This window comes from Serratia sp. AR11 (assembly GCF_056376275.1).
This window is the reverse complement of sequence record NZ_CM150739.1, coordinates 3628424-3643128: the sequence shown is the minus strand read 5'-3', so window position 1 is coordinate 3643128 and position 14705 is coordinate 3628424. Positions and strand designations below refer to the sequence as shown.

Below are 14705 nucleotides of genomic sequence, written 5' to 3'. Positions count from 1 at the left end.
AACGAATACTCAGGGCATGCAGAAAACTGCTGACTATATTTCTTTCGAAGAGCGTGGAATGCATACCAATCCCCGATAAAAAGGAGTTGGTGATGACTGCGATTAATCAGTTTGCTGCTCATGTTGGTCTGGACTGGGCGGATAAAAAACACGATGTCTGCGTTCAGTTTAAAAACGGTGAACGCGTATTCCATGTGATTGAACATACACCAGAAGCGCTTGATGTCTGGCTTACCGAGTTACACCAGAAAGTAAAAGGCAGAATCGCCATAGCTCTCGAGCTGAAGAAGGGCCCCGTGGTATATGCTCTTCAAAAATATCCCTTTATCACCGTTTTCCCCGTCCACGCTTTGTCCCTGGCTCGTTACCGGCAAGCCTTCTCGCCCAGCGGCGCTAAAGATGACCCGCAGGATGCAGAGCTGGCATTAGAGTTAATGCTGCGTTATCCCCAAAAGATAAAAGCTATTGAACCCGACAATGCGGATATTCGCTTACTTCAGCAACTGGTTGAGCAACGTCGTCAACTGGTTGAAGATAAACGCCGTTTTGTGAACCGGATAATCAACACTCTTAAACAGTATTATCCTCAGCCCCTGGAGTGGTTCTCACATCGGGGGAGCTTACTGTTGTGTGAACTGATTATACGATGGCCCAGTCTGCAACAACTGAAGCGAGCCAGGCGCGACACGATCCGCAACTTTCTGAATGCCAAAGGTGGTCGCGCAGTGGCCCTTACCGAGCAGCGTGTTTTGAGTATTGATAACGCGATCCCATTGACGACAGACCCGAGTGTTATAGAGGCTAATGCTTTGATGGCAACAGCACTGGCGACACAAATTAAAGTCGTGAGTGAAATCATCAAAACCTATGACGAACGAATCGAAACGCTGTTTGACACGTTGCCAGATGCGGGGCTGTTCAAATTACTTCCGGGCATGGGGCCGTGTATGGGCCCACGGATGCTTGCTGCGCTTGGTGATAACCGTGATCGGTTTAACAGCGCTGAAGAAATTCAAAACTATGCAGGTATTGCACCGGTGACCGAACGAAGTGGCCAGAAATCATGGGTTCACTGGCGATGGCAATGTGCCAAGTTCGTCAGGCAGACCTTTGTTGAATGGGCTGCCAAGACGGTTAATTCATCATACTGGGCCAGACTTTATTACCAGGGGCAGCGAGAAAAAGGGAAATCACATCAATCAGCCATCCGGGCTTTGGCGTTTAAATGGATAAGGATCATTTACCGCTGCTGGAAAACCAGAACCCAGTACGACGAAGCGAAATATTTGCTGGCTCTCGAAGCGCGACACTCGCCCTTACTGAAGCCATAAAAAGCTTGTCGAATGTCTCAGGGCGTGAAGCGGACGTTGCTAAAACCAGTCTGTACTTACCAATGGGGGCTGATGCGTTTGAGATCTCTGAGTCGATTGAAGTCTAAGATTGTCAGGGCTGCGACAACTGCCCTGTGCCAGTGAAGAGGATAAGAGATCGTTAACGTTTAACAACTGTGATTGCCAAAGGTGGAGGAGAATCTGAAGTTTTGTTGCGCATGAACTAAAGCGTCCTATCGACAATACTTAGAATAGCTATTTTGGATGTTCTTTAACCACTTGCTGTACGTTTAAGATTACGTATTACTCACTCAGGAAAAAACATACAGCAACGATAATTTAACTATGCTACATAGGTCATTCATCTTAGTGATAACTTGTTTTGTGCCCACACCTTGATCTCTACCGTAACCGCATTAAAGGGACTGTAATGAAAAACACGGAGGCTCAATCCCAGCTGTCAAAACACGTACAACCTGAAAAAAATGATGAGCAAAACAGGAAAAAATCTGCAGCGGGAGGGAGTGCTGCGGAGCGCGGGTTGGACTACCAAGCTCGGGTTGCGGCTATTGCTCTTACGCATATCCTTTTAGAACAAAAAGTCAGCTGGATAGATGATGTTTTCAATGGTGTTCCTGTTTTGGTTGATGCTGAAACGGGGGGGCCCGGTGACGACATTTCATTAGCAACGAATACGGGTAAATTGGTAGAGGTCCAGGTTAAGCGTGGCTTGAAACGTGGCACTAATTTATGGGATGCACTATGTGCGTTGGCAAAAGGCATTCGCGATAACAGTATTGCTTGTGGAATATTAGTTGTTTGTCCCAACAGCAGTGTAACCATTCGCTCGAATTTGGCTGAGAATATCGTCCGTATCGGGACCGGAAGAACCGATGGGATCCATGCAATAGGTGATGAATTCATCAAGAGAGTTGGGCTTGAACCCTCGGAATTATACCGAGTGTGTAGTTCGCTTCGAATTGTCACCGTCGATGCAATAGATGGAAATAATAGTGCCGAAATCAATGCCATCAACCAACTAAATCATTTATTCCACGAACCACTTCGAGCATGGTGTGTGCTGATTGAGCAAGCGCGCAAACTCATCAGAATTAGAGGCAGGGCAACAATAACCTCGTTGCTTAATGAGTTCAGGAGTGTCGGTATCGGCATCAAAATGGATACAACAGAAAGTGGTATCCAGCTCAGAGCTGTTGTCTGCAAGTGGCTTGAGAAAAGTTATTCTCAGTTCACTATTCCAGGGCAAGCCAAGCCTGTATCACTTCAGAAGTGTTGGATCCCACTGAAAGCCTCAATCATTAAAGATTTAGAGAATTTCCCTGATGATTTATCTGAAGCTCTAAGTAGTTATCACCAATATGCAGCAAATCGCACGAGTAACATCGACAAGTTCGATGCTTATACACTTGGTCGATATGTTACCCGGGGCATTATTATTGGTGGACCAGGCATCGGAAAATCAGTCCTTCTTCGCCGCATAGCTCTAACTTATGCTGCTGAAGGCCATATGGTGTTACTGGCACAACTTTCGCAAGTTGTCTCTCTTATCAGCCATAAAGGTATTCGTTTTGAGGAAGCCCTGAATGATGTAGCGCTAAGTTGCTCGGGATTGAGATACAAATCACTCGACCTGCAGGATGCTGTCATTTTATGCGATGGTCTTGACGAGTGTGGTGTCAATCAGCACCTTGTTACCGATGCTATTCACAGATTTGCGGTTGCGCATCCCAAAACGAGGATATTACTCACCAGTCGGCCCGTAGGCTACCGACCAGGCCTGCTGGGAAACTGGAGACATTATGAGCTTCTTCCACTGGAGGAATCTCAGGCCGACGATGCACTGATACAAGTGATGGAAGCCTTGCCTTTTGAAAGTCCAGAGGCGCGAAACCAAACCCTTAATGTCGCGAAAGAGCAACTGAAATCATTGCATCTCAAAGGTATCGCGTCGAGAAGCCCACTGATTTTAACTATGCTTGCATCCTTATCTTCCAAAGGCATTGAGCCAGATAGCTCGAGAATCTCATTATATCGGCAGTTGTTTAAGTTGTTAGAAACCGCTTATCCATCTGCACGTTTAGAAGGTTCAGTACCAACTGAACCTGAACGAAATTGGTTCATCTTCTTGCTGGGCTGGATACTATTTGAGCACGGGACTGAACCTTTTGAATTGACGTTCAAGCACTGTGTTTCTGAATGGCAAAAAGAAACGCAAGACGGGTATCTCGCTTGCAGTAATAAGGTCCAGGCTTGTTTTGATTTCTGGGAAAATGTAGGTGTCATTGAGCACATACACACTCTTGATCAGGAGGCTGTAACCTTCATTCATAAAACTTTTGCTGAGTATGCCGCAGCTGTCTTTATTGAACGGCAACCACATAACCTGAAACGTAACTTGCTCATCAAAGTTATTCAGGGGGACTCCAGTCGTGGGACACTTTCTTTTGTAAGCCACCTTGGTTTGGTAGATGAAATTATTGATGTATGGAGCGAATTAATACTCCGAGGGGAAACCACACCAACTAGAGAGTTGAATCAGGTCATAAACTTGATTATTGAAGCCGGAATCCCCGTTAACAAAGATGCACTGCGCACCTTTGCAGACTGTTGCTGGAAAGCCATATCTTCATCATCAAGTATGTTCTCAGCAGGAGAGGCACTTTGCCAAGTATCGATATATAGCTGGGATATCGTAAGCGATAATGTAAGAGCTAACCTTAATTCAAATGATAACTGGCTTTGGTTGGTCTCCTGGGCATGTACCCTCGCAGGTAACCCCGAAGAAGTCAGCTACCAGGATGCAATAATTGCATTGAAGAGTATTCATTCAAAGTGGCCCAAGCGATTGAAACAAAGGAATTCTCTATTTGACTTCACTAATGGTAGGAAGATACAGGATAGTATCATTCTGGGAGCTGCTGAAATTATCCTTCAAAGCCCTGAGGATATTGGACTTGGTACTCTTAATGCCATTATTGATAAAGGCAAGGGAGTATCAGCCAACTGTTTTCTTAAGATTTCGAAACTTTATACACAAGCAGGTATCAAGTTACAGGATGAAGTAAATCGCTCCCCGTATACAGAACAAGATTTTTTAAGATCTTACGATAAAATCAATGCGAAATGGCTCGTTCTTATCTCTGTTTTAGCTGGTGACTATAATACTTCGGGGCAGGACGACATTTTACCTGAAAATATGATAGAACTCGGCGCTTTTTTGAGTGCAAGCGGTTTTCATCACCTCAGTTTGAGCGATCTACGATGCCTTGAGGAGACCGATGAAAAATTCATTCATCGAAGCAAGTTCCTTTATAAGATAGCTAAATCTGCAGGTATCGAACTAGATAAACTGAGGCACCAGTCCGCCATTTTGAAAAGGCAATGTCAGGGAAACCTATCTGTACTTTTTGAATATTCTTGTAGGCTGCCCGTAGTTGATGCGTTCGTAAAACCTGAAAATATCAAAATCAATCCCGAGGATTTCGATGATTTGCTTGCGACTATTTTGTACGGAAGTCAGTTTTACAGTTCTTTAGCAGCCATTATTCTTTATGAGCACAGAAATCACCCAAGGGTTATGGAAGGAATTAAACGAATCCTAATGGAAGGTGAAGGAGCAGCATTGCACATAGGTACTCAGTTCATAAAGGATATGCCGGGTCAAAATTGGCAGCAATTACTCCTTCAAAGACTGCAAACAACCATTCCTGAACAGGGCTCTTCATATTTGTTTGGAGCTCTAACTCAACCTTTTAATTCACAACATGAAAGTGTTGTAACGCTGGGGCTCCGTAATGAATTTCTGAATGTAGTCCTTGCCGCAGCCTCATTTGCAACCAAACTCCCCCAAACAGATGAGTTGCTGCATGAGCTTGGTCTTATATATGAAGAGTGGAAACAGCGGGAGGAACCCTATCCAGAGGATTATGGGGTTATCCCGGACAGTCCGCGTGATGACCTTTCTGGTATTTTGGTCAAGAATAAAGATGTGGTAAATAATGTGGCGCTTATTCTTGATATGGTGCAGGAAAAACGAACGAAAATTCGTGAAACTGGTGAACAGGCTCTCTTGAATGCACTCAATGAGTATGTCGGATTACAGATGAAAATATCTGTATGGGCAAGATATGGCGTGTGCAAACCCAGGCTATTACGACAGATTATCACTGTAGTTCACTTGCATCCTGAAGCCGTTATGTCGCTCATACCTTTCCTCAAAGATGAGTCAGCCGAATTACGATATGCCGCAACAGCACTTCTTAACACGCGGTTCATAGAGCGAGAGAAAATTGAATTGTTCGCCCGTGAGCTTTTAAATGATACTGAAGTCGAGATCAGAGAAAGTGCATCTATAGCACTCGCATCACTTCACTCGGGACAAAGGTACGATTAAGGCTTTATTATCGATAAGAGCAACTGCGAGCGTCCGCTCCTCGCTCAAGGCCGACTGTCAGATAAGATAGCGTTCTATCCGCGGAAACTGTTAGTTCAGGTTTGAGCTAATACAGCTTAAGCCTGCGGATTTTCACGTAGATCTTAATTCGAACTAGCAAAGATAACAAATCCGGCCGTGCCAGCGGCCTTTTTCATGCTCGCCCGGCTGGCACGGCCACAAACCTAACCCTGTAAGGTGACACTTAAGCGTGTCAGAACTGCGCAATAATCACTTTCACTTTTCCTTCCGCATCTTTAGATTCCAGATCGGTTTTCACACCCAAAGGATTATTTATGTAGCAATCCGGGTCATATACAAACAAGATCAGCGTATCGCAGTCCTGGTGAGCGCGGTAGCGTGCCATATCAATAAGCAACTCCCCGCCAACTTTACCGGCTCCCAGCGATTCACGGGTTTTCTTCACCTCGATCACAATTTTCTCTTTTTTCAAAAGAAAGTCCTGTCTTGAGGCTGCGCCCGCAAAGCTGGGGGTATACTCTTCTGCCCTTATATCATTAAAGTGAAGCGTCAGCAGCGCATAAACCATATCCTGTACGTCATACTCATCATTAACTTCAAGCGGTGCACGGCCGCTGTGCCGTCTCTTTAACTGGCGAACAAAGGCCGGAAACCTGTTAAGAATATTAAGCACGAGGCTCAGCGCTGAACTTTCTTGAGGCGCATTCGTACTGACAGCAGAGTGCGCAAGATCATCTCTCGCCGCATCAAACAACGGCTTATAACTTCTTATCAGGGTTTTGTAATTAGTAGACCAACTGCTGTTTACAGTATTGAAGTCATTGTAATAATCAGACTCTTTTCCGTAGCTGTCCTCTATTAACTTTTTCACTCTGGCGATCCAGTTTTTATATTTACCGGAATCAACATAGGTTTCCATAATGTGAGTGAGAGCGCTCTGCTCAGTATATTTTGTGGAAATGAGCGTCTCATAATCTTTCTCAAGCGCCTTAAATCTTTCTTCCAGTTGTTGGTTTGTCATGGTGCCTTCCGGGCTGCATAGTTGGGTAACAAAGTATGTACGTATAGAAATTCTACCATACTTAACTTTCTTTCCTTCACACTGGACGTAACAGTCATTCTGTCCAGTACCCCCCGTGATCCTGCCCGCTGCGGCATTCCGCTGTCCGATCGCCAGAATGAGACAGGACAAAACCGCCCGGAAATGCAAAACTGTCCAGTACTGTACGCGCCCCAATCCGATTTATTTACTTCATAGCTTTTCAGTAGAATGAATAAATTTTTTAATTTCTGCGGTGATTAGTATCGGACGGTACTATGTCTGCTTATCGCTCATAGCCGCCATCCACCAAAACAAAAGCAAAAAGCCCGCTCAGGTTTCCCTGAGCGGGCTTCTCTAATATGGCTCCTCTGACTGGACTCGAACCAGTGACATACGGATTAACAGTCCGCCGTTCTACCGACTGAACTACAGAGGAATCGTGTGAACGGGGCGAATAATAGCGGGGTGGTGCGGCTTTGTCAAAGCACTAAACTGCAAGAAAAGCGCGTTTGCTGATGGAATGAGCATGTTGCGTTGTTTTTCGGCACTCATCCTGTTCAATCACGCTGTTTATCACCACAAAATCCCCGACTTCCTGGTTGCACCTGCCATTGCACGCTTCTGGTGCGCAAGGGGAGAGGCACCTGGCGAGCAGCAGAAAGATTTTGCCGCGAATTTGCCACTTGATCCCCCCGCTGCGCCTTCTGACGGCAGCAAACCTCCGCGTTTTGCCTCTGATATGTAGGATGAATGAACAGAAAATATGTATTGGCCGTCACAATGGCTGGATTTTTGCTTACCTAAATTCGGGTAATGCGACTGCGCTCTCGCGCAAATTATTTTCCCCGTCTACACATAAAGTGACTGCTCCACGCCCCTGGGCGTTTCGCTAAAACAGTGCTGAGGAATACAACAATGTCATCGAAATTGATTAAAAGTCCGCTCGCTGCTCTGCTTATCGGTTGTTTAGGTTCTGCTTTTTATGCTCAGGCGGATATTGTTATTGGCGTCGCCGGGCCGTTCTCCGGGCCGAATGCGACCTATGGCGATCAGTACTGGCGTGGTGCCTCGCAGGCGGCAGCGGATATCAACGCCGCCGGTGGGATTAAAGGGGAAAAAATCAAACTGGTGCAGGGGGATGACGCCTGCGAACCCAAACAGGCGGTCTCGGTCGCCAACCGGTTAGTGGATCAGGACAAGGTCGCGGCGGTGGTCGGGCACTTCTGCTCCTCCTCCACCATGCCGGCCTCCGAGGTGTATGACGAAGCCGGAATTATCGCCATCACCCCCGGATCCACCAACCCGCAGATCACCGAACGCGGCATGACCAACATGTTCCGCATGTGCGGCCGTGATGACCAGCAAGGGGTGATAGCCACCAACTACATGCTCAATACCCTGAAAGCCAAACGCATTGCGGTGATCCACGACAAAGACACCTACGGCCAGGGGCTGGCAGATGCCGCCAGGGCCGAGATGAACAAGCGCGGCGTGAAGGAAGTGCTGTATGAAGGGTTGTCACGCGGTGAAAAAGACTTCAACGCGCTGGTGACCAAAATCGCCTCGGTCAAACCTGACGTGGTCTATTTCGGTGGTTGCCATCCAGAGGCTGGGCCATTGGTGCGCCAGATGCGTGAGCAGGGTGTGACCGCCAAGTTCTTCTCCGGTGACTGCATCGTGACCGAAGAGCTGGTGACCGCTGCCGGTGGGCCGCAGTACACCAACGGAGTGCTGATGACATTCGGCAACGATCCGCGCCAAATTCCTGAGGGCAAGGCGGTGATCGCCAAGTTCCGCGCCAGCGGTTTTGAGCCGGAAGGCTACACCCTCTACTCCTATGCTTCAATTCAGGCAATCGCCGCAGCCTTCAGCGCTACCGGCGGCAAAGACAGCGCCAAGGCCAGCGAATGGCTGAAATCGCATGATGTGGATACCGTGATGGGCAAAAAGGCCTGGGACAAGAAAGGCGACCTGAAGGTATCGGATTACGTGGTCTATCAATGGGACGATAAAGGCAAATATCACCAACTCTAATCAGCCCGAAGGCTCAGGTTTTTCCTGCCCGCATGGGGCTGGATTGACATGATTGACAAGCGGATCCGCGTGTTCGGCGGATCCGCGCCGATACTTCCCTTGGGCCGCGTCTGCACTAGTTTGCGGTCCCACCAGGCGAGACTGCTCATTATGGATGTTTTCTTTCTGCAACAGTTGATCAACGGCCTGACGCTCGGCGCGGTTTACGGCCTGATCGCCATCGGCTACACCATGGTTTACGGCATTATCGGCATGATTAACTTCGCCCACGGCGAGGTGTACATGATCTCCGCCTACCTGTGTGCTATCGGGCTGGCGCTGCTGTCGTTCTTCGGCCTGCAATCCTTTCCGCTGCTGATCCTCGGCACGTTGGTGTTTACCATCGTCGTCACCGGGGTGTATGGCTGGGTGATAGAGCGGATCGCCTACAAACCCTTGCGCAATTCCACTCGTCTGGCACCGCTGATCTCCGCCATCGGCATGTCGCTCATTTTGCAAAACTACGCGCAAATCAGCCAGGGGCCGCGCCAGCAAGGGATCCCGACGCTGCTGGACGGCGTGTTCCGCCTCAACTTCGACGGTGGGGTGATCCAAATCACCTACACCAAGGTGTTTATCCTGGTCGCCTCACTGCTGGGCATGGCCATCCTCACTTACATCATTCAGCACACCCGTCTGGGGCGTATCTGCCGCGCCACCCAGCAGGATCGCAAGATGGCGTCCATTCTGGGCATCAATACCGACCGGGTGATCTCCCTGGTGTTCGTGATTGGTGCCGCCATGGCCGGGCTGGCGGGGGTGTTGATCACCATGAACTACGGCACCTTTGATTTTTACGTCGGCTTTATTATCGGCATCAAGGCCTTTACCGCCGCGGTGCTGGGGGGCATTGGTTCGTTACCCGGCGCGATGCTGGGCGGGCTGCTGCTGGGCGTGGCGGAGGCGCAGTTTGCCGGCATGGTGAACTCCGATTACAAAGACGTATTCTCCTTCGGTTTGCTGGTGGTGATCCTGATTTTCCGCCCTCAGGGCCTGCTCGGTCGGCCAATGGTCGCTAAGGTTTGAGGGGAAAACTATGTCGCAATCTATGGTTCACCCTGGGCTGAACGTTAAACGCAGCCTGCTGGATGCGGTGCTGGCCGGGCTGATCGCCCTGATCGTCTTCGGGCCGATCGTCGGTATTGTTCTCAACGGATACAGTTTTAACTTTGAACCGCGCCGCCTGGCGTGGATTATCGCCGCGGTAATGGCCGGGCGGCTGTTGCTCAGCCTGTTCCTGCAAACCGCGCCGGGGCGGAAATTGTTGACGCGTTTTGACGGCGGCAATGACGGGGTGTATGTCCGGCCGATAGGGGCCAAAACCAGTCTGCGATGGATCATCCCGTTAATGGCGGTGATCGCGCTGCTGTTTCCGTTTGTCGCCACCAAGTACCTGCTGACGGTGGCGATCCTGGGGCTGATTTACGTGCTGCTTGGGCTGGGGTTGAACATTGTTGTCGGGCTGGCCGGGCTGCTGGATCTCGGTTATGTGGCGTTCTACGCCATTGGCGCTTATGGCCTGGCGCTGGGTTATCAGTATCTCGGGCTGGGGTTCTGGGCGATGTTGCCGCTGGGGGCGCTGATGGCCGCGCTGGCCGGTGCGCTGCTGGGGTTCCCGGTGCTACGCATGCACGGTGACTATCTGGCGATCGTCACGCTGGGGTTCGGGGAAATTATCCGCCTGGTGCTGAATAACTGGATGTCGCTGACCGGTGGCCCCAACGGCGTCTCGGTGCCTGCGCCGACGATTTTTGGCCTGGAATTTGGCCGACGGGCGAAGGACGGCGGGGTGCCGATCCACGAATTCCTCGGTATCGCCTATAACCCCAACCTGAAATTTATCTTTATCTATGCGGTGCTGTTCCTGGTGGTGCTGCTGGTGCTGTACATCAAGCACCGGCTGACGCGCATGCCGATCGGCCGCGCCTGGGAGGCACTGCGCGAGGATGAAATCGCCTGTCGCTCGCTCGGGCTGAACCACGTTCTGGTGAAGCTGTCGGCCTTTATGATGGGCGCCTCTACCGCCGGGCTGGCCGGGGTGTTTTTCGCCACTTATCAGGGCTTCGTCAATCCCACCTCATTCACCTTCTTTGAGTCGGCGCTGATCCTGGCGATCGTGGTGCTGGGCGGCATGGGCTCGACCATCGGCGTGGTGCTGGCGGCGTTTGTACTCACGGTGGCACCTGAGCTGTTACGAAGTTTTGCCGAGTACCGGGTACTGCTGTTCGGCGTGTTGATGGTGGCGATGATGATCTGGCGGCCGCGTGGGCTGGTGCGCATCAGTCGTTCCAGTTTTGCTCCGCGCAAGGGGGTAGAGCCATGAGCGACGCTATCTTGCAGGTTGAGCATCTGATGATGCATTTTGGCGGTATCAAGGCGCTGAATGACGTGAATCTGGCGGTAGAGCGCGGTTCCATCACCGCGCTGATCGGCCCCAACGGTGCCGGTAAAACCACGGTATTCAACTGTCTGACCGGTTTTTATCGCGCTACCGGCGGCGCGATCCTGCTTAATACCCATAAGCGGCCGACCGACGTGATCCAGGTGCTGGGGCAGAAATTCCACGCCGGTGACTGGGTTAACCCGAAACGCCTGGGCTCGCGCGTTTACTACAAAATGTTTGGCGGCACCCATCTGGTCAATCGCGCCGGGCTGGCGCGCACCTTCCAGAATATCCGTTTGTTCCGCGAAATGTCGGTGGTGGAGAACCTGCTGGTGGCGCAGCACATGCTGAGCAACCGCAATCTGATCGCCGGCGTGCTCAATACGCCGGGTTACCGCCGCGCAGAAAACCAGGCGCTGGATCGCGCCTTTTACTGGCTGGAAGTGGTGGAGCTGGTGGATTGCGCCAACCGGCTGGCGGGGGAGATGTCCTACGGCCAACAGCGGCGGCTGGAGATCGCCCGGGCAATGTGCACCACGCCGGAAATGATCTGTCTCGATGAACCCGCCGCCGGGCTAAACCCGGTAGAGACGGCGACGCTGAGCCGCATTATCCGTTTTCTGCGTCAGCACCATGGCATCACGGTGCTGTTGATTGAACACGATATGGGCATGGTGATGGAGATCTCCGATCGGGTGATTGTGCTCGATCACGGTGATGTGATCGCCGAAGGCACACCGAAAGAAATTCAGCACAACGATACGGTGATCGCCGCTTACCTTGGCGCGGATGAAGAGGAACTGGCGGGATGAGCAATGTGATGTTGGAGTTTCGCAACGTAGACGTGTTTTATGGCCCGATCCAGGCGTTGCAGCAGGTCTCGCTACAGGTGAATGAAGGGGAAACGGTGGCGCTGATTGGCGCCAACGGCGCGGGCAAGTCGACGCTGCTGATGTCCATCTTCGGCCAGCCGCGTATCAGCGGCGGGCAGATCCTGTTTCGTGGCGAGGATATCAGCCAGCGTTCCACCCATTACGTTGCCAGCAGCGGCATCGCTCAGGCACCTGAGGGGCGGCGTATTTTCCCGGACATGAGCGTGGAGGAAAACCTGTTGATGGGCACCATTACCATTGGCAATCGCTATGTGGATGAGGATTTGCAGCGCATGTTCGATCTGTTCCCGCGCCTGAAGGAACGGCGCAACCAGCGGGCGATGACCATGTCCGGCGGCGAACAGCAGATGCTGGCGATTGCCCGGGCGCTGATGAGCAGGCCCAAACTGCTGTTGCTGGACGAGCCGAGCCTGGGGCTGGCGCCGATCATCGTCAAACAGATCTTCAGCATTTTACGGGAGCTGACCCGTGGCGGCATGACGTTGTTTCTGGTGGAGCAGAATGCCAACCACGCGCTCAAACTGTCCGATCGCGGCTATGTGATGGTTAACGGCCAGATCCGCCTGACCGGCAGTGGTTCGGAGTTGTTAAACGATCAGGAGGTGAGGAAAGCCTATCTGGGCGGGGCCTAGAACTGGCGCTGGATCCAGCGCACGTTCAGCCGCACCAGTGCAATAATGCCGTTGGACAACATCCGCAGCCCGGTGGGTAAATCGCGGCGGCGGATATCCAGCAGCAACACGGTGCGCACCTGGTCGCTGTCGTTCCACACCTCGTGTTCGAAGGTATCGTCCCACAGCATAAATCCCCCCTCATTGAGCCGATATTCTTGCCCGTCGACTTTCAATACGGCGGCGGGCAGACCATCGGCACCCTTGGGCATCGACAGCACCAGATAACCGCGCAGAATGCCACGGAACGGGCCACGGTGCGCCGGCACCTGTTTACCGGGGGCCAGGAAAGACAGCGAGGCGGAAAGCACATCCGGAGAGGAAGCGATCAGGCTGGCCAATAAGGGGCAGCGTGCAAGGTTGCGCGTTATCGGCTGGCCGTAGGCCTGCATGATGAACATGCGCCAGTCACGCGCGTCATTGGCGGAGATCGACGCCTGTTCACTCATAATTTCGTGAAATCGCGGAATATTGTGCAGATCTTGCGCCAGGGTCAGTGCCTCATCACGGATCTGCGGCCACTGGGCGGTAAAACGCTGTGCGTCGGGGAACAGTTGGGCGCTGTCGAGCACCGGCGCACCGCTGATGCGGCGATCGTAAATACGGCGTAATGCCAACACCGACCAATCATAGATAGCTGACATGTGACCTCTATTAGCGTGACCCAAGCTCTCGCCGACCGTTGATATTATTATTGTTTAATATGCGACCGCCGGACGATTAATTCACCGTTATATAAACGTTGGCCGCCCGGTTCGAAAGCCTGCGTCAGGCAATGAATGCCATCGGCAATCAGCGACTGCATCGGCTGGCGATAAGTGGTCAATTGGTAACTGGGGGAGGCGGCCAGTTCAATGTCATCAAAGCCCACCACGGCAATCGGTGTACAGCCCGGTGTGGCGCGGATGGCGTCGATAACCCCCACTGCCAGAATATCGTTCTCACAAAAAATCGCCTCAACCCGTTGTTCCGCCGGGGTGGTTGCCAGGTAGGCCGCGAAGGCTTCCATGCCGCACTGACGTTGATAATGCGGGGCCTGCAGCACCACGCTGACGTCGCGTTGTTTTTCCGTCAGCGCGGCGCGGAAACCGTCAAGGCGGCGTAGCTGGGTGGATTCGCTCACCGGCCCAGCCAGATAGCCCATGCGCTGATAATTTTGCGTCAGCAACAGTTCGCCAATTTCACGCCCGGCCTGATAACCGTTGGTGGCCAACACCTGGATATAGGGGCTTTCGCTATAGCGATACAGCACCACCAGCGGAATATGGTGAATATCCTGTGCCAGCGTGATCAGCCGATCGTTGAGCAGGGTGCCGAGAAACAGCAGGCCATCCACCTGCATTTGATCGGCCAGCGTCAGCACCGATTCATAGTCGTGTTCCGAGGTGATATTCAGCAGCAAGGCCATATAGCCGCGGCTTTGCAACTGGCGGGTGACTTCGTCCAGCAGCGTGAAAATATGCGGGTTTTTTAGCTCGTCCGCCACCAGCCCGATGATGCGGGTGCTTTTTTTCGACAGGCTACGCGCCAGCAGATTAGGGCGATAGCCCAATTCTCTGGCCGCGGTCTGAACGCGCAACATCGCATGGGGCGAGATCGACGCACCGTCGGTAAAGGCACGCGATACCGTCCATTTGGACACGCCGGCGCGGGCCGCCACATCACTGGCCGTCGCTTTGCGTGCAGTGGGCGCGGGGATCGCGCCGGGTTTCTTCGCCATCATCTTTGCTCGTGATGAAAAAACGGTATGGGTTCAACAGATTAGCACAGCCTTGCCGGATGCGGGAGTTGCTGCCGTCAGCGGTGGGATCCCTGGTGCAGGACAGGGTGCCATATTGATCCTTTGATCGGTAAATTGTGATCCTGAGCGGCAGATT

Annotated in this window: 11 protein-coding genes and 1 tRNA gene; 8 read left to right on the top strand and 4 right to left on the bottom strand. The window is 51.8% G+C overall.

Annotated elements, in window-relative coordinates; genetic code table 11:
- Positions 1 to 92 precede the first annotated feature (92 nt).
- Positions 93 to 1331, top strand: coding sequence for an IS110 family RNA-guided transposase (locus ACSOSI_RS17195; protein ID WP_476705855.1), 1239 nt, complete (start codon positions 93 to 95; stop codon positions 1329 to 1331).
- A 430-nt stretch (positions 1332 to 1761) separates the two neighbouring features.
- Positions 1762 to 5745 carry an NACHT domain-containing protein gene (locus ACSOSI_RS17190; RefSeq protein WP_476705854.1) on the top strand — a complete coding sequence of 1328 codons (3984 nt, stop codon included), beginning with the start codon at positions 1762 to 1764 and terminating at the stop codon, positions 5743 to 5745.
- Between the two features lie 253 nt (positions 5746 to 5998).
- On the opposite strand, the gene ACSOSI_RS17185 is transcribed toward ACSOSI_RS17190, so the two are convergent.
- Together ACSOSI_RS17185 and ACSOSI_RS17180 are read right to left on the bottom strand one after the other, a co-directional pair.
- Positions 5999 to 6787, bottom strand: a complete 789-nt coding sequence (locus ACSOSI_RS17185) for a PD-(D/E)XK nuclease domain-containing protein (protein WP_135344622.1) — start codon at positions 6785 to 6787, stop codon at positions 5999 to 6001.
- Positions 6788 to 7168: 381 nt separating this feature from the next.
- Positions 7169 to 7244, bottom strand: a tRNA-Asn gene (locus tag ACSOSI_RS17180).
- 90 nt (positions 7245 to 7334) lie between these two features.
- On the opposite strand from ACSOSI_RS17180, the gene ACSOSI_RS17175 reads away from it, so the two are divergent.
- From ACSOSI_RS17175 to ACSOSI_RS17150, 6 genes are all read left to right on the top strand, one after another.
- Positions 7335 to 7553 carry a hypothetical protein gene (locus ACSOSI_RS17175; RefSeq protein WP_041418622.1) on the top strand — a complete coding sequence of 73 codons (219 nt, stop codon included), beginning with the start codon at positions 7335 to 7337 and terminating at the stop codon, positions 7551 to 7553.
- Between the two features lie 170 nt (positions 7554 to 7723).
- A complete protein-coding gene (locus ACSOSI_RS17170) occupies positions 7724 to 8842 on the top strand; it encodes a branched-chain amino acid ABC transporter substrate-binding protein (protein WP_012145919.1) in 1119 nt (372 codons plus the stop codon).
- Positions 8843 to 8992: 150 nt separating this feature from the next.
- Positions 8993 to 9907, top strand: a complete 915-nt coding sequence (locus ACSOSI_RS17165; RefSeq protein ID WP_017893418.1) for an ABC transporter permease subunit — start codon at positions 8993 to 8995, stop codon at positions 9905 to 9907.
- Positions 9908 to 9917: 10 nt separating this feature from the next.
- Positions 9918 to 11204, top strand: a complete 1287-nt coding sequence (gene livM, locus ACSOSI_RS17160; RefSeq protein WP_012145917.1) for a high-affinity branched-chain amino acid ABC transporter permease LivM — start codon at positions 9918 to 9920, stop codon at positions 11202 to 11204.
- Positions 11201 to 12076 carry an ABC transporter ATP-binding protein gene (locus ACSOSI_RS17155; protein WP_012145916.1) on the top strand — a complete coding sequence of 292 codons (876 nt, stop codon included), beginning with the start codon at positions 11201 to 11203 and terminating at the stop codon, positions 12074 to 12076. The genes livM and ACSOSI_RS17155 overlap by 4 nt, the downstream gene beginning before the upstream one ends.
- Positions 12073 to 12789, top strand: a complete 717-nt coding sequence (locus ACSOSI_RS17150; protein WP_261277551.1) for an ABC transporter ATP-binding protein — start codon at positions 12073 to 12075, stop codon at positions 12787 to 12789. Before ACSOSI_RS17155 ends, ACSOSI_RS17150 begins: the two co-directional genes overlap by 4 nt.
- Here ACSOSI_RS17150 and ACSOSI_RS17145 read toward each other — a convergent pair.
- On the bottom strand, positions 12786 to 13472 hold the full coding sequence (locus ACSOSI_RS17145; protein ID WP_476705853.1) for an aspartyl/asparaginyl beta-hydroxylase domain-containing protein: 687 nt from the start codon (positions 13470 to 13472) through the stop codon (positions 12786 to 12788). The two genes, ACSOSI_RS17150 and ACSOSI_RS17145, sit on opposite strands and share 4 nt — an antisense overlap.
- 47 nt (positions 13473 to 13519) lie before the next feature.
- Positions 13520 to 14551 (bottom strand): LacI family DNA-binding transcriptional regulator, encoded by a 1032-nt coding sequence (locus ACSOSI_RS17140; protein ID WP_476705852.1) that lies wholly within the window; start codon positions 14549 to 14551, stop codon positions 13520 to 13522.
- Between the last annotated feature and the right edge of the window lie 154 nt (positions 14552 to 14705).

What these genes read in the sequence shown, in the direction of transcription:
- ACSOSI_RS17195 (WP_476705855.1), top strand. Translation starts at nt 93, where the DNA reads ATGACTGCGATTAATCAGTTTGCTGCTCATGTTGGTCTGGACTGGGCG.
- ACSOSI_RS17190 (WP_476705854.1), top strand. Translation starts at nt 1,762, where the DNA reads ATGAAAAACACGGAGGCTCAATCCCAGCTGTCAAAACACGTACAACCT.
- ACSOSI_RS17185 (WP_135344622.1), bottom strand. Translation starts at nt 6,787, where the DNA reads ATGACAAACCAACAACTGGAAGAAAGATTTAAGGCGCTTGAGAAAGAT.
- ACSOSI_RS17175 (WP_041418622.1), top strand. Translation starts at nt 7,335, where the DNA reads ATGTTGCGTTGTTTTTCGGCACTCATCCTGTTCAATCACGCTGTTTAT.
- ACSOSI_RS17170 (WP_012145919.1), top strand. Translation starts at nt 7,724, where the DNA reads ATGTCATCGAAATTGATTAAAAGTCCGCTCGCTGCTCTGCTTATCGGT.
- ACSOSI_RS17165 (WP_017893418.1), top strand. Translation starts at nt 8,993, where the DNA reads ATGGATGTTTTCTTTCTGCAACAGTTGATCAACGGCCTGACGCTCGGC.
- livM (WP_012145917.1), top strand. Translation starts at nt 9,918, where the DNA reads ATGTCGCAATCTATGGTTCACCCTGGGCTGAACGTTAAACGCAGCCTG.
- ACSOSI_RS17155 (WP_012145916.1), top strand. Translation starts at nt 11,201, where the DNA reads ATGAGCGACGCTATCTTGCAGGTTGAGCATCTGATGATGCATTTTGGC.
- ACSOSI_RS17150 (WP_261277551.1), top strand. Translation starts at nt 12,073, where the DNA reads ATGAGCAATGTGATGTTGGAGTTTCGCAACGTAGACGTGTTTTATGGC.
- ACSOSI_RS17145 (WP_476705853.1), bottom strand. Translation starts at nt 13,472, where the DNA reads ATGTCAGCTATCTATGATTGGTCGGTGTTGGCATTACGCCGTATTTAC.
- ACSOSI_RS17140 (WP_476705852.1), bottom strand. Translation starts at nt 14,551, where the DNA reads ATGATGGCGAAGAAACCCGGCGCGATCCCCGCGCCCACTGCACGCAAA.